Genomic DNA, 18,305 nt, shown 5'->3' on the forward strand with positions numbered 1-18,305 from the left:
CATCTCGGCTTCAGCCCTTGGACGCTTCGCCAGCCGCGATGGCATTCAATCACTTACCGGCAGGCGTGCACGACGCCTTGGCTCCATTGTCCGTCACGCCAGTGACACACTCGGTGCCGATGGCCAAGAATCACCGATCCGATCGAACCCCGACGGACCCCGCCTCCCGGCCCGCGCCGGGCGCGGTCCTGGACCGGCTCGCGTCCGGTCCGAGCAGGGCTTCGCGCATTACTCATACGGAGCACTTGCCCCCGCGCGAGGGTCGGCATGCCGTCTGGCCGGACCGGATCCGCGCCGAGGTCGTCGCCGCCGTGCAGGCAGCGGGCATCGAGCATCCCTGGGCCCACCAGGCCCGCGCGGCCGAGCACGCCCTGGACGGCGAGTCGGTCGTCGTCGCCACCGGCACGGCCTCCGGCAAGTCCCTGGCCTACCTCGTGCCGGTGCTTTCCACCCTTCTGGAGGGTGCCGAGGCCCCGAACGGCCGCGGCGCCACCACCCTCTACCTCGCTCCGACCAAGGCTCTTGCGGCGGACCAGTGCCGCTCGGTGAAGGAACTTTCACATCCCCTGGGCAACGCCGTGCGCGCCGCCGTGTACGACGGCGATACTCCGTTCGAGGAACGCGAGTGGATCCGCCAGTACGCCAACTACGTCCTGACCAACCCGGACATGCTCCACCGCGGCATCCTGCCCTCCCACCCCCGCTGGTCCTCCTTCCTGAAGTCACTGAAGTACGTCGTCATCGACGAGTGCCACACCTACCGGGGCGTCTTCGGCTCGCACGTCGCGCAGGTGCTGCGCCGGCTGCGCCGCCTGTGCGCCCGCTACGGCGCCTCGCCCGTGTTCCTGCTGGCCTCCGCGACCGCCGCCGAGCCCGCGGTGGCCGCCCGCCGCCTCACCGGCGTGCCGGTGCTGGAGGTCGCCGACGACGCCTCACCGCGCGGTGAACTGGTGTTCGCCCTCTGGGAGCCCCCGCTGACCGAGCTGCACGGCGAGAAGGGCGCTCCCGTCCGCCGCACGGCCACCGCCGAGGCCGCCGACCTGCTGACCGACCTCACCGTGCAGGGCGTCCGCTCGGTCGCCTTCGTCCGCTCCCGGCGCGGTGCCGAGCTGATCTCCGTCATCTCCCAGGAGCGGCTGGCCGAGGTCGACCGCTCGCTGGCCCGGCGTGTCGCGGCGTACCGGGGCGGTTATCTCCCGGAAGAGCGCCGCGCACTCGAACGCGCCCTCCATTCGGGTGAACTCCTGGGCCTCGCCGCGACGAACGCCCTGGAACTCGGCATCGACATCTCCGGCCTGGACGCGGTCGTCATCGCGGGCTACCCGGGCACCCGGGCCTCCCTGTGGCAGCAGGCCGGCCGGGCCGGACGGGCCGGGCAGGGCGCCCTGGCCGTCCTGGTGGCCCGCGACGACCCCCTGGACACCTTCCTCGTCCACCACCCGGAGGCCCTGTTCGACCAGCCCGTCGAGTCCACCGTCCTCGACCCGGACAACCCCTACGTGCTGGCTCCGCACCTGTGCGCGGCCGCCGCGGAGCTGCCCCTGACGGACGAGGACCTCGACCTGTTCGGCCCGGCCTGCGAGGGCCTGCTGCCGCAGCTGGAGGCCGCGAAGCTGCTGCGCCGCCGCACCAGGGCCTGGCACTGGACCCGCCGGGAGCGCGCCGCCGACCTGACCGACATCCGCGGTGAGGGCGGACGCCCGATCCAGGTCGTCGAGTCCGGCACGGGCCGGCTGCTCGGCACGGTCGACGCGGGCGCCGCGCACTCGACGGTCCACGAAGGAGCGGTCCACCTCCACCAGGGCCGCACCTACCTCGTGCGGTCGCTGGACCTGGAGGACTCCGTCGCCCTCGTCGAGGAGGCCGCCCCGCCGTACTCCACCGTCGCCCGCGACACCACCTCGATCTCCGTCCTGGAGACCGACGTCGAGATCCCCTGGGGCGACGGCCGGCTCTGCTACGGCTCCGTCGAGGTCACCAACCAGGTCGTCTCCTTCCTCCGCAGACGGCTCATCACCGGTGAAGTGCTGGGCGAGACCAAGCTCGACCTCCCTCCTCGTACGCTGCGCACCCGGGCGGTGTGGTGGACCGTCACCGAGGACCAGCTGGACCGGGCGCGGATCACCCCGGAGATCCTCGGCGGCGCCCTGCACGCCGCCGAGCACGCGTCGATCGGCCTGCTGCCCCTCTTCGCGACCTGCGACCGCTGGGACATCGGCGGCGTGTCCATCCCGCTCCACCCGGACACGCTCCTGCCCACGGTGTTCGTCTACGACGGCCATCCGGGGGGCGCGGGCTTCGCGGAGCGCGCCTTCCACACCGCCCGCACCTGGCTGACCGCCACCCGCCAGGCCATCGCCTCCTGCGAGTGCGACGCCGGCTGCCCGTCCTGCATCCAGTCCCCCAAGTGCGGCAACGGCAACGACCCGCTGCACAAGAGGGGGGCGGTGCGCCTCCTCACGGTACTGCTGGAGGGGGCTCCGGAGGAGAAGGCGGAGGAAGATGCGGCGGGAGACCCGGAGACGAGCGAAGACCCGGAGCCGACGGAAAACCCAGGGCCGAGGGAAGACCCGGGGCCGACGGAAAACCCAGGGCCGACGGAAGACCCGGGGCCGACGGAGGGCCCGCCCTCGCCCGCACCTCCGCCGTGAACGGCCCCCGCCCCGACGCCGCCGTCACCTCGGAGATCTCCCCGACGACCTCGCACCGCGCGAGCCGCACGCCCTGGGCCCGGGCCACCCGGCCGGCGCGCGCACAGGCCGCCGCAGCGCCCTCGGCCCAGTGGTCCGCCGCCGCGAGCGCCGCGAGATCCGCCCCGCCCGCCGCACGGTGCCGGATCACGACGGCCTGCCCCAGCGCGAGGACCACGCCGAACACCACGCACAGGACGGCGATCGCACCGACGCTCCAGACGGTGGCCGACCCGCGGTCCGTTCCGGCCCGCCCCGTCACGCGACGCCGCCTCACGACCCCACCGCCTCTTCCACCGACGCCACGGCCTCCTCACGAACGGCGAAGGACAGCCCGCGCAGCACCGGCGGCTCGGCCACGACGACCACCCGCACGTGCTCCGCGTCCCGGCTGACGGTGACCTTCGCGCCGGGCGGCGCCGCCTCGCGGGTCAACCGCACGACCGCGCCGGGCGGGTCCTGGCGGGCCGCCGCACGGGCGCCCGTCCGCGCCGCGTCCACGCACTGGATCTGCGCGGCCACGGCCAGCAGCCCCCACACCAATGCCATCGCGAACATCACCAGCACGGGCAGCACCACGGCCGATTCCGCTGTGACGAAGCCGCGGTCGGCGCCCCGCTCACATCCGCGCATTGAGGGCTTCTTTCACGATGCTCTGCAACTCCGCGCTGACCGCACCGCTGGTGACGACCTTGTAGAGCACCACCGCGAACGCCACCGCCGCGACGATTCCGGTGGCGTACTCGGAGGTGACCATCCCCGCGTCCCGCCGCGCCGCACGCGCCCTGCACACCACGGCCCGCAGCCGCGCCCATACCACCTGACACATCTCAACCCCCGTGGGAAAGAGTCCGAACTTTCTTTGTTCTCACATCGCTTGCTGTCGTTTCGTCTCCGCGTCAGCCGCCACCCCCTCCCAGCACGCCGCCCGCGAGCCCGATCACCACGGGCAGCACGCCGACCGCGACGAACGCGGGCAGAAAACAGAGCCCGACCGGCGCGCTGACCATGACCCCCGCTCGGCGGGCCCGGGCCGTCGCGGCGCGGCCCCAGTCGGCACGGGCCTCAGCGGCGAGCCGCGCCACCGGCGCGGCGGCCGGCAGCCCGGACACATCGGCCCGTTCGAGCAGCCGGGCCAGCCCTCCGGCGTCCGGGACGGCGGCCAACCGGCGCCAGGCCGCCCCCGGTTCACCGCCCAGCCGTACCTCCGCCGCACCGCGGGCCAGCGCGTCCCCCACCGGGCCGCCCAGGGCCTCGCCGACCGCCTGTGCCGCGATCACCGGACCGGCGCCCGCCGCGATGCAGGCGGCCAGCAGGTCGGCGGCGAGGGGCAGTTGCCGGGCCGCCCCGGCGAGGTCGGGCGCCCGCGCGTCCCCGCCGGACGCCTCCTGCCGCAGCCGCCACCGCCACATGCCCACCGCGCCGGCCAGCCCCACGGCGACACCGGTGAGTCCGCCGACCAGGGCCCACCCGGCACACGCCACACCCACGGGCGCCAGCCATCTCCGCGCGGCCCCGCGCAGGGCGAGGCGCGGGACAGGAGCAGGTGCTTCCCGGACCTGCAGCTCGGCCAGCCGCCGCCGTATCCGCCGTCGGCGCCGCGTGTCCACCAGCCACCGCACCGACCAGATGAGGGCCGACACGATCCCCACGGCCACCCCCAGCCTGTGGACAACTTCTCCGCTCATGTCGCCGCCTCCGCGCCCCGCACGATCCGCAGCACCCACCACACCCCCAGGCCCTCCAGCACACCGCCGGCGACCAGACAGCCCAGGCCCGCCGGGGTGTGCAGCAGGACATGGAGGGGATCGGCGCCGAGTGCGCCGCCGATCAGGAGTCCCAGGGCCGGCAGCCCGGCGAGCATCACCGCCGTGGCCCGGGCTCCCGCCAACTGGGCGCGCAGGTCGCACCGTTGGTCCCGTTCGGCGCGCAGGGCGGCGGCGAGCCGGTCGAGGCCGGCCGCGAGCCCCGCGCCCTGGTCCACGGCCACCCGCCAGCACGCCGCGAGTCCCCGCAGCCCCTCGGCGCCCGGTTGCCGAGCCGCCGTCGCGAGCGCGTCGGGCACGTCGCCGCCGAACCGCGCCGCCGCCAGTACCGTCGCCTGCGCGTCCGCGAGTCCGCCGCAGTCCCGCGCGGCCCGCAGCAGCGCCTCACCCGGCTGGCGTCCGGCCCGTACCTCCCCGGCGAGGGCCCCGCACAGCGCGATCACCGCGTCGGCCCGGCGCTCCCGGTCCCGCCGCGCCCGGGCGGCCCGCCGGACCCGCCGCAGCAGCGGCACCCCGGCCGCCCCCAGGACGACCGGCAGCAGCGACGCCCCGAGCACGGCCAGCACCAGACCGGCCACCGGCGCCCACCACTCGGGCCGCAAGCGACCGCGGACGCGCCGCACCCCATCGGTCGTGCGCCGCCACCCGGGCGGCCCGCTCCCGACTGCCCCGCCGCCCGCGAGCAGCAACCGCGCCCGCCGCGCCGCCGAGTGCCGCTCGCCCATCAGCCAGACCGCCGCCCCCATGCACGCCACAGCCGCACCCATCGACAGCTCAGCCGCCCCCGTCATGCCTCGCCCTCCTTCGTCCCGGCCTCACACGGCCCCGTTCCGTCTCCCCGGAGCAGCCCCCGCAGCCGCTCCCAGCCCCGCTCCCGCACGAACGCCTCGGCTCCCCAGCGCAGCGCGGGCACCGTCCGCACCAGCCCCGACGGACCCCGCTCCAGCACGTGCACCTCCGCGATCCGACGTCGCCCGGACCGGTCGCGCACGAGGTGCAGCACCACGGCGAGGGCGGCCGCCAGCTGGCTGTGCAGCGCGGCCCGGTCGAGCCCGGCGGCCGTGCCGAGCGCCTCCAGCCGGGCCGGCACATCGGCGGCTGCGTTGGCGTGCACGGTCCCGCAGCCGCCCTCGTGGCCGGTGTTCAACGCGGCCAGCAGATGGACCACTTCGGGCCCGCGCACCTCGCCCACCACCAGCCGGTCCGGCCGCATCCGCAGCGCCTGGCGCACCAGGTCCTCGAGGGTGACCAGGCCCGCCCCCTCCTGGTTGGCGGGTCTGGTCTCCAGCCGCACCACGTGCGGATGGTCCGGCCGGAGTTCCGCCGAGTCCTCGGCGAGGACGATCCGCTCCTCCGGCCCGACCAGCCCCAGCAGGGCACTCAGCAGCGTCGTCTTGCCGCTGCCCGTGCCGCCGCTGACGAGGAACGACAGCCGGGCGTCGAGCAGCGCGCGCAGCACGCGGTCCCCGCCCGGCGGCACCGTGCCCGCCGCGACCAGCTCGCCGAGCGTGAAGGCACGCGGCCGCACGACGCGCAGCGACAGGCAGGCGCAGCCCACCGCCACCGGTGGCAGCACCGCGTGCAGCCGGGTCCCGTCGGGCAACCGGGCATCGACCCACGGGCGGGCGTCGTCAAGACGGCGTCCCGCCACCGCGGCGAGGCGCTGGGCGAGCCGTCGTACGGCCGCCGCGTCCGCGAAACGCACCGCCGTCAGCTCCAGTCCGCCGCCCCGGTCCACCCAGACCCGGTCCGGGGCGGACACCAGCACGTCGGTCACCGACGGATCGGCGAGCAGCGGCTCCAGCGGCCCGCTGCCGACCAGCTCCGACCGCAACCGAGCGGCGGCGCCCAGGACTTCGGCGTCCCCGAGCACCCGCCCCTGTTCGCGCAGGGCCTGCGCCACGCGCGCGGGGGTCGGCTCGCCACCGCTCTCGGCCAGCCACCGCCGCACCCCGTCGAGCAGCTCCGCGCCCTCCGGTCCGGCCAGGGTGCTCATGCCGTACCCGCCTCGACGAGCGCCCGCTCCCAGAACTCCTTGCAGAACCGGGCGAGCGGTCCCCGCCCGGCGGCACCCGGCGGTGCCGTGCCCTCGTCAGGGCGCAGCAGCCCCGGCTCCAGCGGCACCTCACCGGCCAGCGGCAGCCCGAGCAGCCGGGCCACCTCACGGTCGTCGAGCCCCGGCGGATACGGCCCGCGCACCGCCACCCGCAGGTCCCGCAGGACCATGCCCACGGCGGACGCCACCCGCCCGGCGGCCGCCACGGCCCGCAGCTCGGCGGGCACCACCAGCAGGCCGACGTCCAGCTGGCCGAGCACCTCGGCGACCCCGTCGTCGATCCGGCGCGGCAGGTCCACCACGACCGTGCCGCCCCGGCGCCGGGCCGCCGCCAGCACCGCGCGCACCGCCTGGGGAGGGACCGCGATCCGGTCGCCCCGGTCCCAGCTGAGCACCCGCAGCGAGTGCAGCTCGGGCAGCGACTCCTCCAGGGCGCCCCCGCCGACCCGGCCGCGCGAGGAGGCGAACGCCGGCCACCGCAGCCCCTCGGCCGTCTCACCGCCGAGGAGTACGTCGAGTCCGCCACCGAGCGGATCGGCGTCCACCAGGAGTGTGCGCAACCCCTCACGCGCGGAGGTGACGGCGAGGGCGCAGGCGAGCGTGGACGCTCCGGCCCCGCCCCGGCCGCCGATCACGCCCACGGTCAGAGCGGGCCGGCCGACGCCCTCGGCCACGTCGGCGATCCGGTCGACCAGCCACTGTTCGCCGTCGGGCAGCATCAGCACGTGCTCGGCGCCGATCTCCACGGCACGCCGCCACACGCCCGAGTCGTCCTGGTCCCGGCCGACGAGGATGACTCCCCTTCTGCGCGCGGCCCCGCGCACGCGCCGCGCGGCGTCGTCGCCCACCAGGACGAGCGGTGCGGCCTCCCAGCTGCCTCTGCGCTCCGGCACCCCGTGGTGCACCTCGGGTGTGGCGCCCGCCGCCGCGCACAGGCGCAGCAGGTCGTCGAGGAGTTCGCTGTCCTCGGTGACGATCAGCGGTCCGCCCTGCCGCCCTCCGGCGGCCGGCGGTGGATCGTGTGTGACGGTTCCGGCCACTGGTCTCCATCCCCCTTCGCTGCTCGACTCGCGCGGCCCCTGCGGCCACGCGATTCCCGAACACGGGAAGAACCGGCAAGGCGGCCTCCCTGTGAACGGCCGGCGGAAACCGGCCGAACGCCCCCCGGCAATCGGAACCGGCCATGAACTCGCCGCGAGCGGGGTGCGCTGGAATCACGGTGCAGCGATCCCGGAAATCGTGTGGATCTTGGTGGATAACTGTGGACACCCCGGGGGTTGTGAATATCGCCGTCACCCATACCGGTGACGCCCGCAGGCCCTCTGTGCGACTTCCACAGAGCAGTCCGACGGCTACGCAGCGTGACGGATCATGGGCATGCAGAAGAGGCGGCCGAAGCCGCCTCGGGAGCGGCGCTCCGGCCGCGAGAAGAAGGAGAAAACCCACCCGGACATGCGACGACCCCCGCCGGGGGGGAGAGCGGGGGTCGTCCCCACGGCCGACTCGGGGGGGGAGGAGTCGGGCCGGGTTAGCACGGTCGCGAACGATCCGTGACTTCCATGGTGTACCCGAGAGCCCTCTCAGGCAAACCCACGCGCCCCACCTTACGCCGAATGGGCTGCCCCTATGCTCAAGGGCGTGGAAAACCACTCCTTGCCCCGCACAGCGGCCTTCTTCGACCTGGACAAGACCGTCATTGCGAAGTCGAGCACGCTCACCTTCAGCAAGTCGTTCTACCAAGGCGGTCTGATCAACCGCAGGGCCGTGCTGCGCACCGCATATGCCCAGTTCGTCTTCCTGGCCGGCGGCGCCGACCACGACCAGATGGAGCGGATGCGCGCGTACCTGTCCGCGCTGTGCCGCGGCTGGAACGTGCAGCAGGTCAGGGAGATCGTCGCCGAGACCCTGCACGACCTGATCGACCCGATCATCTACGACGAGGCCGCCTCCCTCATCGAGGAGCACCACACCGCCGGCCGCGACGTCGTGATCGTGTCCACGTCGGGCGCGGAGGTGGTCGAGCCGATCGGCGAGCTGCTCGGCGCGGACCGCGTGGTGGCGACCCGCATGGTCGTGGGCGAGGACGGCTGCTTCACCGGTGAGGTGGAGTACTACGCCTACGGCCCGACCAAGGCCGAGGCCATCAGGGAACTGGCCGAGTCCGAGGGGTACGACCTCAGCCGCTGCTACGCCTACAGCGACTCGGCGACCGACGTGCCGATGCTGGAGTCCGTCGGGCATCCCCACGCCGTGAACCCGGACCGCGCGCTGCGCCGTGAGGCCCTCGCGCGCGGGTGGCCGATCCTGGACTTCCACCGGCCGGTCCGGCTCAAGCAGCGCATCCCCGCGTTCTCCGTGCCGCCGCGTCCGGCGCTCGTCGCGGTCGCCGCGATAGGCGCCGCGGCGGCCACCGCGGGCCTCGTCTGGTACGCGAACCGGCGCCGGGCCACGGTCGCCTGACCTCGGGCTTCCCGAAGTCCTATTTGAACCCAAAAGTAAAGAAGTGCAGTCTGGACTTCCGCTTACTTCGGGTCAGGAGTACAAAGGACTCAACGGCCCGCGAGACCAAGGACATCCGAGAGGATCACCTTAAAACGCATTTGGCCCCACGGACCGAGCATGGACACCGGGCACCCACGCGACGTCGACCCGTCGATTACGGGCCAGCCGCACCAGGTGACGGGCAAAGTTCCCGACCTGATGGGCATATATCGAGGACGCTTGGTAACCCGGTGCTCATGCCAGCGGCGGTACGAGAACTCGTACCGCCGCATCTCTTGTCCACAGGACTCTCAGGCCGCTCCGCGCTGCAGCGCCTCGCACACCGCCGTCGACTCGCGCGCCCCCAGTTCGACCGCCCTGCCGCAGTGGGCGATCCAGGCGGCCACGCCCTCCGGGGTGCCGGAGACGTACCCCTCCAGGGCTTCCAGATAGGCCTCGCGGCCCAGCTCGGCGTGGCCGACCTCGGCCGGGCAGACCGACTTCGGGTCCAGTCCGCTGCCGACCAGCACAATGCGCTCGGCGGTGCGCGCCACCAGGCCGTTGTGGGACGTGAACGGGCGCAGTGCGAGCAGTTCGCCGTGCACGACGGCGGCCGTCACCAGCGCCGGCGCGGAGCCGCCCGCGATGATCAGCCCGGCCAGGCCCTCCAGCCGGCCGTGCGTCTCGGCCGCGCTCGGCAGCGGCAGCGGGACCAGCGGCTCGTCGACCGCCTCGCCCTCCTGCCGGGGCCGCCCCACCTGGTCGGCCTGAGCCGCGGCCGCCACCAGGTGCAGCCGGGCCAGCACCCGCAGGGGCGACTGCCGCCAGATCGACAGCAGCTGGCCCGCCTCGGCGGTGAGCCGCAGCGAGGCGCCGACGGTGCGCGCCTCGTCGTCGCCGCTGAAGTCCGAACGGCGGCGCACCTCCTCCAGGGCCCAGTCCGCGCCGGACAGGGCCGCCGAGCCGCGGGCGCCGCGCAGGGCCGCCTCGGAGGTGATCGCGTTGCTGCGCCGCCGCATGATCCGGTGGCCGTAGACCCGGTCCACGGACTTGCGTACGGACTCCACGGAATCGGCCACTCCGGGCAGTGCCCCCAGGGCCGCGAGCGGATCGGCGGTCGCGCCTGCTGTACTCATGAGTACGACCCTACGCATCCCGGGGGCCCGTCCCGCGGCGGAGTGGCCTTCTTCACGCGCGCGTGCCCGACAGGGCGACCGCCGAGCGGCTACCCCTGGGCCGCCGGAGACCCGGGGACGCCCTTCGGGGCCGGGGCGGGACGGCCGGACAGGAAGGCCTCCCAGCCCTCCTTCGGCGCCTCGCCGACCTTCAGGGTGCGCAGCTTCTCCAGCGTCTGCGGGTCCTGGGCGTCCAGCCAGTCCACGAGCTGCCGGAACGAGACGCAGCGCACCTCCTCCTTGGTGCACACCGTCTCGATGACCTCCTCGACGGCCCGCATGTAGGTGCCGCCGTTCCAGGACTCGAAGTGGTTGCCGATGATCAGGGGCGCACGGTTGCCGTCGTAGGCCCGCTGGAAGCCCTTGAGCAGGCCGTCGCGCATCTGGTCGCCCCAGAAATCGTGCATGGCGGGGTCGCCCTGGGTGGTGGTGCCCGACTGGTTGACCATGAAGTTGTAGTCCATGGTCAGCTGCTCGTACGAGTGCCCGGGGAACGGCACGAGCTGCATGGACACGTCCCACAGGCCCTGCTTCTTGCGTGGCCAGACCTGGTCGTTGACGCCGCTGGTGTCGTAGCGGAAGCCCAGCTCCCGGGCCGCCTTCAGGAAGTTCCGCTGGCCTTCGAGACAGGGCGTGCGGGCGCCGATGAGCTCCTTGTCGTAGTCGAAGGGCAGCGGGGACGCGTGCTTCAGGCCCGTGTTGGTCCGCCAGGTCTTGACGAACTGCTTGGCCTGGGCGATCTCGTCCTTCCAGTCCTCCACCGACCACTCGCCGACGCCGCCGCCGCTGCCGCAGAAGTGGCCGTTGAAGTGGGTGCCGATCTCGTTGCCCTCCAGCCACGCCAGGCGCAGCTGCTCCACGGTGGCGGCGATGCCGCGGCGGTCGTTGAAGCCGATGTCGGAACGGCCCGGGGAGTGCTGCGGGGGCCGGTACAGGTCGCGTTTCTCGTCCGGCAGCAGGTACACGCCGCTGAGGAAGTACGTCATCGTCGCGTTGTTCTCCCGGGCGACCTTGCGGAAGTGGGAGAACAGCTTCTGGCTGTCCTCGCCGGCGCCGTCCCAGGAGAAGACGACGAACTGCGGGGGCCTCTGGCCGGGTCGCAGCCGCTCGGGCCGGGGCAGGCGGGGCTGGGCGCCGGTGTAGGCGGTGGAGCCGTCCCCGATCAGCCGGACCGCGCTCTTCGGCGCCTGAGCGGGCTTCGCCTTGGACGGTTCGGGAGTGCCTTGCCGGGAGGTGCCGATCCCGCAACCGGCGAGCGACGCGGCACACACCGCGGCGATCACGGAGCCCGCGGCGATCCTGTGGGTGGCGGCCATGTTCGGCCCACCTTCTTCCTTCTCTCGGGTGCCGACAGCGCCGCCAAATTCGCACGAGACCGAGAAGGAATTAGTACGACAAGCCGATCAAATAGCCACTTCACTCGTCAGAGTGATTTATTAACCCATTTGCCCGTAAAGTCTATGCTCGTCCTTTACTCTGCATTACGATCCGTTTACCGAGCGTTGATTTATCCCGCCGATTTACGCCGTGACCCACGGCCGCGACAGAACCCGCCCCGAGCGGGACCCCAGTCACGCGACCGCGCAGCCCCGGAGGAGACGGGAAACCATGTCAGCCTGTGTTCCCACCCGTGCCGCCGATCCGAACCGGACCGAGCGGACCCACCCACCCCACAGCCCGCCGCCGACGGGCCCCCGCCGCTTCCGTATCGCGGGTGCCGACGTGTCGGCTTCGATCGCGGTCTTCCTGATCGCCCTGCCCCTGTCCCTGGGCATCGCCCTCGCCACCGGCGCACCCCTCCAGGCCGGCCTCGTCGCCGCCGCCGTGGGCGGACTCGTCGCCGGGCGGCTCGGCGGCTCCCCGCTCCAGGTGAGCGGACCGGCCGCCGGACTCACCGTCGTCACCGCCGACCTCATCCAGCGCTACGGCTGGCGGACGACCTGCGCCATCACCGTTCTCGCCGGTCTGGCCCAACTCGGCCTGGGCTGCCTGCGCGTGGCCCGTGGCGCCCTCGCCGTCAGTCCCGCCATCGTGCACGGCATGCTCGCCGGGATCGGCGTCACCATCGCCGTCGCCCAGCTGCACATCGTGCTCGGCGGCACACCGCAGAGTTCGGTCCCCGACAACCTGAGAGCCCTGCCGGCCCAGTTGGCGGACCTGCGCCCCGCGTCCGTGTCGGTGAGCGCGCTGACCCTGGCGCTGCTGCTGCTCTGGCCGAGACTGCCCGGCCGGGCCGGGCGCCTGCTGCGCAAGATCCCGGCCGCTCTCATCGCCGTCGCCGGAGCCACCGCTGCCGCCGCCCTCGCCGGCCTGCGCCTGCCCAAGGTCGACCTGCCGTCCTGGAGCAACCACGCGCTGGCCGGACTGCCCGAGGGTCCCGTCCTCGGCCTGGTCGCCGCCGTGCTCACCACCACGCTGGTGTGCAGCGTGCAGTCGCTGCTCGGCGCGGTCGCGGTGGACAAGCTGGTGGCCGGCCGCCCGGGCCTGCCCGCCGGGGTCGGACGCTCCGACCTCGACCGCGAGCTGCTCGGACAGGGTGCCGCGAACATCGTCTCCGGCTCGCTCGGCGGCCTGCCCATCGCCGGTGTCGCGGTGCGGACCACGGCGAATGTGAACGCGGGAGCGGTGAGCCGGAACTCCACGATGCTGCACGGCGTTCTCGTAGTGATCGCCACACTGCTGATGGTCCCGATCCTGGAGCTCATCCCGCTCGCCTCGCTCGCCGCCCTGGTGATGTCCGTCGGCATCCAGATGGTGTCCCTGAACCACATCCGCACGGTGACGCGCCACCGAGAGGTGTGGGTCTACGCCATCACCACCCTGGGCGTGGTGACCCTGGGCGTCCTCCAGGGCGTCGCCCTGGGCATCGCCATGGCCGTCGCCGTCGCCCTGCACCGCCTCACCCGCACACGCATCACGCACGAAGAGAGGGAAGGAGTCCATCACGTACACGTCAGAGGACAGTTGACGTTCCTCGCGGTGCCGCGGCTCAGCCGGGCCCTGCATCTCGTGCCCCACGGTGCCGACACCGTCGTCGAGCTGGACGGGTCGTTCATGGACCACGCGGCGTACGAGACGCTGCAGGACTGGCAGAAGACGCACACCGCGCAGGGCGGCACGGTCGAGATCACCGGCCGGCACCCCGGCACGCGCATCTCCGAACCCACGGCCGTCGCCGACTGCCGTTGCCGGCCCTGGACGGCCTGGCGCAACCACCAGTGCGAACGCCCGCAGTCCGCACCGTCCTCCGAGTGGGACACGGACGGGTCGGACCGCCCCGAGCCGGACCCGGCAGACGCCGACGGGACCGACGGGCACGAACTGGCGCGTGGCATCAGCGCCTTCCAGCGCAACACCGCGCCCCTGGTGCGCGGCGAGCTGGCCCGGCTGGCGCGGGAGGGACAGCGGCCCTCGCAGCTCTTCCTGACCTGCGCCGACTCCCGACTGGTCACATCGATGATCACCTCCAGTGGTCCGGGCGACCTGTTCGTCGTGCGCAACGTGGGCAACCTCGTCCCGCTCCCGGGCGAGGAGAGCGGCGACGACTCGGTGGCGGCCGCGATCGAGTACGCCGTGGAGGTGCTGCGCGTGCGGTCCATCACGGTGTGCGGGCACTCGGGCTGCGGCGCCATGCAGGCGCTGCTCAACTCCGAGCCCGGCGGCGCCTCTACGCCGCTGAAGCGGTGGCTGCGGCACGGGCTGCCGAGCCTGGAGCGCATGACGGACGACAGCCGGCCGTCGGGCAGCCTGGCCGGACGGGTGCCCAAGGACGTGGTCGAGCAGCTCTGCCTGACCAACGTGGTCCAGCAGTTGGAGCACCTGCGCGCCCACGACGCGGTGGCCCGGGCCCTGGCGGAGGGCTCCCTGGTGCTCCAGGGCATGTACTTCCACGTGGGCGAGGCCGAGTCGTACCTGCTCACCGAGACGGACGGCGTCGGCGTGTTCGACCGCGTACGGGAGACGGACCTGACGGCGTGAGCCGGGCGCCCGCCCGGGTGCGGGGCAGGACCTACGGGCCCGCGCACCCGGGCGCCGGCCCCGCACCGGGCGGCCGGGGAGTGCCGGCGGCCCGCACCCGGGCGCCGAGGAGTGCCGACGGCCCCGCACCCGGTCGCCGGCACTCCCCGCCGCACCTCACCGGCCGCCGACACCGCCCTGCACCCGGGCAGTCGGCACCCCCGCACCCGGCCGCCGGCCCAGTCCCGCACCGAGCGGCTCGCACTGCCCCGCACCGCCCCGCCCCGCACCACCCCTCAGGTGGCGGCCGCCCGCCTCGGCCCGCTGCCCCGCCGAAGGTCACGTGACCGGCGTTACACATATGAACTTTCCCTGGTCGGCGTCCGTGGGTACGGATGACCCCGGCCGTCGAAGACCCCGCCTGACAGGTCTAAACCAATCGACGGTCGGCCCTTGTCAGCGCACCCCCGGGTCTGATGAGCTGTGGCCTGGGACACAACGGACACCCTGGGAAAGGCAGATGCCGTGAGCAACGAAAGCCTGGCCAACCTGCTCAAGGAAGAGCGCAGGTTCGCACCCCCCGCCGACCTGGCCGCGAACGCCAACGTCACCGCGGAGGCGTATGAACAGGCCAAGGCTGACAGGCTCGGCTTCTGGGCCGAGCAGGCCCGCCGGCTGACCTGGGCCAAGGAGCCCACCGAGACGCTCGACTGGTCGAACCCGCCGTTCGCCAAGTGGTTCAAGGACGGCGAACTCAACGTCGCCTACAACTGCGTCGACCGGCACGTGGAGGCCGGGCACGGCGACCGGGTCGCCATCCACTTCGAGGGCGAGCCCGGCGACAGCCGCGCGATCACCTACGCCGAGCTCAAGGACGAGGTCTCCAAGGCGGCCAACGCCCTGCTGGAGCTGGGAGTTCAGGCCGGGGACCGGGTCGCGGTCTACATGCCGATGATCCCCGAGACGGCGATCGCGATGCTGGCCTGCGCCCGCATCGGCGCCGCCCACTCGGTCGTCTTCGGCGGCTTCTCCTCGGACGCGCTCGCCACCCGTATCCAGGACGCCGACGCGCGCGTGGTCATCACCTCCGACGGCGGCTACCGGCGCGGCAAGCCGTCCGCGCTCAAGCCGGCCGTGGACGAGGCGGTGGAGAAGGCGGGCAACGTCGAGCACGTCCTGGTCGTGCGCCGCACGGGCCAGGAGGTCGCCTTCACCGAGGGCCGCGACGTGTGGTGGCACGACCTGGTGGGCCGCCAGAGCGCGGAGCACACCCCGCAGGCGTTCAACGCCGAGCACCCGCTGTTCATCCTCTACACCTCGGGCACCACGGGTAAGCCGAAGGGCATCCTGCACACCTCCGGCGGCTACCTCACCCAGGCGTCCTACACCCACCACGCCGTCTTCGACCTCAAGCCGGAGACGGACGTGTACTGGTGCACGGCCGACGTCGGCTGGGTCACCGGCCACTCGTACATCGTCTACGGCCCGCTGGCCAACGGCGCGACGCAGGTCATGTACGAGGGCACGCCCGACACCCCGCACCAGGGCCGCTTCTGGGAGATCGTCCAGAAGTACGGCGTGACGATCCTCTACACCGCGCCGACGGCGATCCGTACGTTCATGAAGTGGGGCGACGACATCCCCGCCAAGTTCGACCTGTCGAGCCTGCGCGTGCTGGGTTCGGTGGGCGAGCCGATCAACCCCGAGGCGTGGATCTGGTACCGCAAGAACATCGGCGGAGACCGCACCCCGATCGTCGACACCTGGTGGCAGACCGAGACCGGCGCGATGATGATCACCCCGCTGCCGGGCGTGACCGCCACCAAGCCCGGCTCCGCGCAGACGCCGCTGCCCGGCATCTCCGCGACGGTCGTCGACGACGAGGCCAACGAGGTGCCGAACGGCGGTGGCGGCTACCTGGTGCTGACCGAGCCGTGGCCGTCGATGCTGCGCACCATCTGGGGCGACGACCAGCGCTTCATCGACACGTACTGGTCGCGCTTCGAGGGCAAGTACTTCGCCGGTGACGGCGCGAAGAAGGACGACGACGGCGACATCTGGCTGCTCGGCCGGGTCGACGACGTCATGCTCGTCTCCGGGCACAACATCTCCACCACCGAGGTCGAGTCCGCGCTCGTCTCCCACCCCTCGGTCGCCGAGGCGGCCGTGGTCGGCGCGGCGGACGAGACGACCGGGCAGGCGATCGTCGCCTTCGTGATCCTGCGCGGCACGGCCTCCGAGACCGAGACCCTGGTCGACGAGTTGCGCGCCCACGTCGGCAGCGCGCTCGGCCCGATCGCCAAGCCGAAGCGGATCCTGCCGGTGGCCGAGCTGCCCAAGACCCGCTCCGGCAAGATCATGCGCCGGCTGCTGCGGGACGTCGCCGAGAACCGCCAGCTCGGTGACGTCACCACGCTGACGGACTCCACGGTCATGGACCTCATCCAGGCCAAGCTGCCCGCCGCGCCCAGCGAGGACTGATCACGGCACGGGCATAGCGGAGCGGAGGAAGGGCACCCGGAACTCGGCACTCCGGGTGCCCTTCCCGCGCCCGTGGCGCGGACCAACGGATGCACAGGCCCATACAAGTTAGATAAACTAAGAAAAACAAGTGCTCCATGGTGCGCCGGGAAGTCTGGTCGGCAAGCGTTCAGCCCTGCCCACCGACCGGAGGTCTCCCCGTGACCGCGCCCCGCCCCTCCACACCCCGCAAGGTTCTCGACCGGCTCTCCCTCCCCGAGCGGACGTACGTGGCGGACGCGCTGCGCACCGAGACGGTCGGTGGTGTGCTGCTGCTCGCCGCCGCGGTCATCGCGCTGCTGTGGGCGAACATCCCCGCGCTGCACGACAGCTACGCGAGCGTCTCCCACTTCCACTTCGGCCCCGCCGCCCTCGGTCTCGACCTGTCGGTCGCGCACTGGGCCGCCGACGGACTGCTCGCGATCTTCTTCTTCGTCGCCGGCATCGAACTCAAGCGCGAACTCGTCGCGGGTGATCTGCGCGACCCCAAAGCCGCCGCGCTCCCGGTCGTCGCCGCGCTGTGCGGGATGGCCGTACCGGCGCTCGTCTACACCGTCACCAGCGTCACCGGCGGCGGCTCCCTGGCCGGCTGGGCCGTGCCCACCGCCACCGACATCGCCTTCGCCCTCGCCGTGCTCGCCGTGATCGGCACGTCCCTGCCGAGCGCGCTGCGCGCCTTCCTGCTCACGCTCGCCGTCGTCGACGACCTCTTCGCGATCCTGATCATCGCCGTCTTCTTCACGGACGACCTGAACTTCGCCGCGCTCGGCGGCGCCGTGGCGGGCCTGGTCGTCTTCTGGCTGCTGCTGCGCACGGGCGTACGCGGCTGGTACGTCTACGTGCCGCTCGCGGTGGTGGTCTGGGCGCTGATGTACAACAGCGGCGTCCACGCCACCATCGCGGGCGTGGCGATGGGTCTGATGCTGCGCTGCCACCGCCACGAGGGCGAGGCGCACTCCCCCGGCGAGCGCATCGAGCACCTCGTACGGCCCCTGTCGGCGGGACTGGCCGTACCGCTGTTCGCGCTGTTCAGCGCGGGCGTCTCGGTGTCCGGCGGGGCGATCGCCGACGTGTTCACCCAGCCCGAGACCCTCGGTGTCGTCCTCGGACTCGTCGTCGGCAAGGTGCTCGGTATCTTCGGCGGGACCTGGCTGGCGGCCCGGTTCACCCGGGCGTCGCTCAGCGACGACCTCGCCTGGGCGGACGTGTTCGCGGTGGCGAGTCTCGCCGGCATCGGCTTCACCGTCTCCCTGCTCATCGGCGAACTCGCCTTCGAGGGCGACCAGGTGATGACCGACGAGGTCAAGGCCGCCGTGCTGTGCGGCTCGCTCATCGCGGCGACCCTCGCGACCGTCCTGCTGAAGATCCGGAACGCCAAGTACCGCCGCCTGTGGGAGGAAGAGGAGCGCGACGAGGACGCCGACGGCATCCCGGACATCTACGAGGAGGACGACCCGGCGTACCACCTGCGCCTGGCGGAGCGCTACGAGCGCAAGGCCGCCGAACACCGCCGCATCGCCCAGGAGAAGGCAGCGGCACGCCACGGGCTTGCCGAAGTGCCGGGCGGGGCAGGCGATGACCGCGACGGTCCGGCATGATCTGACGAGACGGTACAAAAGACGGGACCGTACGCAGTCAGGCCCTCCGCAGTCGGACGACT

The 18,305-nt window shown here is 72.9% G+C and carries 13 protein-coding genes and 1 pseudogene; 5 read left to right on the forward strand and 9 right to left on the reverse strand.

All coding sequences use genetic code 11. From position 1 onward, the window contains the following. The first annotated feature begins 38 nt into the window (after window positions 1-38). Window positions 39-2,651, forward strand: a complete 2,613-nt coding sequence (locus ABZ386_RS16325; RefSeq protein WP_358964939.1) for a DEAD/DEAH box helicase — start codon at window positions 39-41, stop codon at window positions 2,649-2,651. On the opposite strand, the pseudogene ABZ386_RS16330 reads toward ABZ386_RS16325, so the two are convergent. The 7 genes and pseudogenes from ABZ386_RS16330 to ssd form a co-directional block, all read right to left on the reverse strand. Further along, window positions 2,608-2,967: pseudogene (locus ABZ386_RS16330) on the reverse strand (Rv3654c family TadE-like protein); the annotation flags it as partial. The gene ABZ386_RS16325 and the pseudogene ABZ386_RS16330 overlap by 44 nt on opposite strands. Then, window positions 2,964-3,323 carry a TadE family type IV pilus minor pilin gene (locus ABZ386_RS16335; protein ID WP_351339600.1) on the reverse strand — a complete coding sequence of 120 codons (360 nt, stop codon included), beginning with the start codon at window positions 3,321-3,323 and terminating at the stop codon, window positions 2,964-2,966. The pseudogene ABZ386_RS16330 and the gene ABZ386_RS16335, both read right to left, overlap by 4 nt. Next, complete coding sequence (locus tag ABZ386_RS16340; protein WP_114254505.1) at window positions 3,310-3,519, reverse strand: DUF4244 domain-containing protein; 210 nt, start codon at window positions 3,517-3,519, stop codon at window positions 3,310-3,312. The genes ABZ386_RS16335 and ABZ386_RS16340 overlap by 14 nt, the downstream gene beginning before the upstream one ends. 70 nt (window positions 3,520-3,589) lie before the next feature. Beyond that, window positions 3,590-4,378 carry a type II secretion system F family protein gene (locus ABZ386_RS16345; protein ID WP_351339596.1) on the reverse strand — a complete coding sequence of 263 codons (789 nt, stop codon included), beginning with the start codon at window positions 4,376-4,378 and terminating at the stop codon, window positions 3,590-3,592. Continuing rightward, on the reverse strand, window positions 4,375-5,247 hold the full coding sequence (locus tag ABZ386_RS16350) for a type II secretion system F family protein (RefSeq protein ID WP_351339593.1): 873 nt from the start codon (window positions 5,245-5,247) through the stop codon (window positions 4,375-4,377). The genes ABZ386_RS16345 and ABZ386_RS16350 overlap by 4 nt, the downstream gene beginning before the upstream one ends. Beyond that, a complete protein-coding gene (locus ABZ386_RS16355) occupies window positions 5,244-6,452 on the reverse strand; it encodes a TadA family conjugal transfer-associated ATPase (RefSeq protein WP_351339590.1) in 1,209 nt (402 codons plus the stop codon). The genes ABZ386_RS16350 and ABZ386_RS16355 overlap by 4 nt, the downstream gene beginning before the upstream one ends. Further along, window positions 6,449-7,552, reverse strand: a complete 1,104-nt coding sequence (gene ssd, locus ABZ386_RS16360; RefSeq protein WP_114254501.1) for a septum site-determining protein Ssd — start codon at window positions 7,550-7,552, stop codon at window positions 6,449-6,451. Before ssd ends, ABZ386_RS16355 begins: the two co-directional genes overlap by 4 nt. A gap of 586 nt (window positions 7,553-8,138) precedes the next feature. On the opposite strand from ssd, the gene ABZ386_RS16365 reads away from it, so the two are divergent. Further along, complete coding sequence (locus ABZ386_RS16365) at window positions 8,139-8,972, forward strand: HAD-IB family hydrolase (protein WP_114254500.1); 834 nt, start codon at window positions 8,139-8,141, stop codon at window positions 8,970-8,972. 332 nt (window positions 8,973-9,304) lie between these two features. On the opposite strand, the gene ABZ386_RS16370 is transcribed toward ABZ386_RS16365, so the two are convergent. Beyond that, a complete protein-coding gene (locus ABZ386_RS16370; RefSeq protein ID WP_356504484.1) occupies window positions 9,305-10,129 on the reverse strand; it encodes an oxidoreductase in 825 nt (274 codons plus the stop codon). Window positions 10,130-10,218: 89 nt separating this feature from the next. Beyond that, the gene (locus tag ABZ386_RS16375; protein ID WP_358964940.1) at window positions 10,219-11,484 is read right to left on the reverse strand and encodes a hypothetical protein; all 1,266 of its coding nucleotides are present in this window, start codon (window positions 11,482-11,484) and stop codon (window positions 10,219-10,221) included. A 292-nt stretch (window positions 11,485-11,776) separates the two neighbouring features. Between ABZ386_RS16375 and ABZ386_RS16380 the strand changes: the two genes are divergently transcribed. The 3 genes from ABZ386_RS16380 (at window position 11,777) to nhaA (ending at window position 18,243) form a co-directional block, all read left to right on the forward strand. Next, on the forward strand, window positions 11,777-14,146 hold the full coding sequence (locus tag ABZ386_RS16380; protein WP_358964941.1) for a SulP family inorganic anion transporter: 2,370 nt from the start codon (window positions 11,777-11,779) through the stop codon (window positions 14,144-14,146). A gap of 504 nt (window positions 14,147-14,650) precedes the next feature. Then, window positions 14,651-16,606, forward strand: a complete 1,956-nt coding sequence (acs, locus tag ABZ386_RS16385; protein ID WP_356525673.1) for an acetate--CoA ligase — start codon at window positions 14,651-14,653, stop codon at window positions 16,604-16,606. Between the two features lie 200 nt (window positions 16,607-16,806). Next, complete coding sequence (nhaA, locus tag ABZ386_RS16390) at window positions 16,807-18,243, forward strand: Na+/H+ antiporter NhaA (protein ID WP_356506476.1); 1,437 nt, start codon at window positions 16,807-16,809, stop codon at window positions 18,241-18,243. Window positions 18,244-18,305: the final 62 nt, after the last annotated feature.

Origin of the sequence: Streptomyces sp. NPDC006140 (genome assembly GCF_040628815.1) — a bacterium.
Classification (GTDB): Bacteria; Actinomycetota; Actinomycetes; order Streptomycetales; family Streptomycetaceae; genus Streptomyces.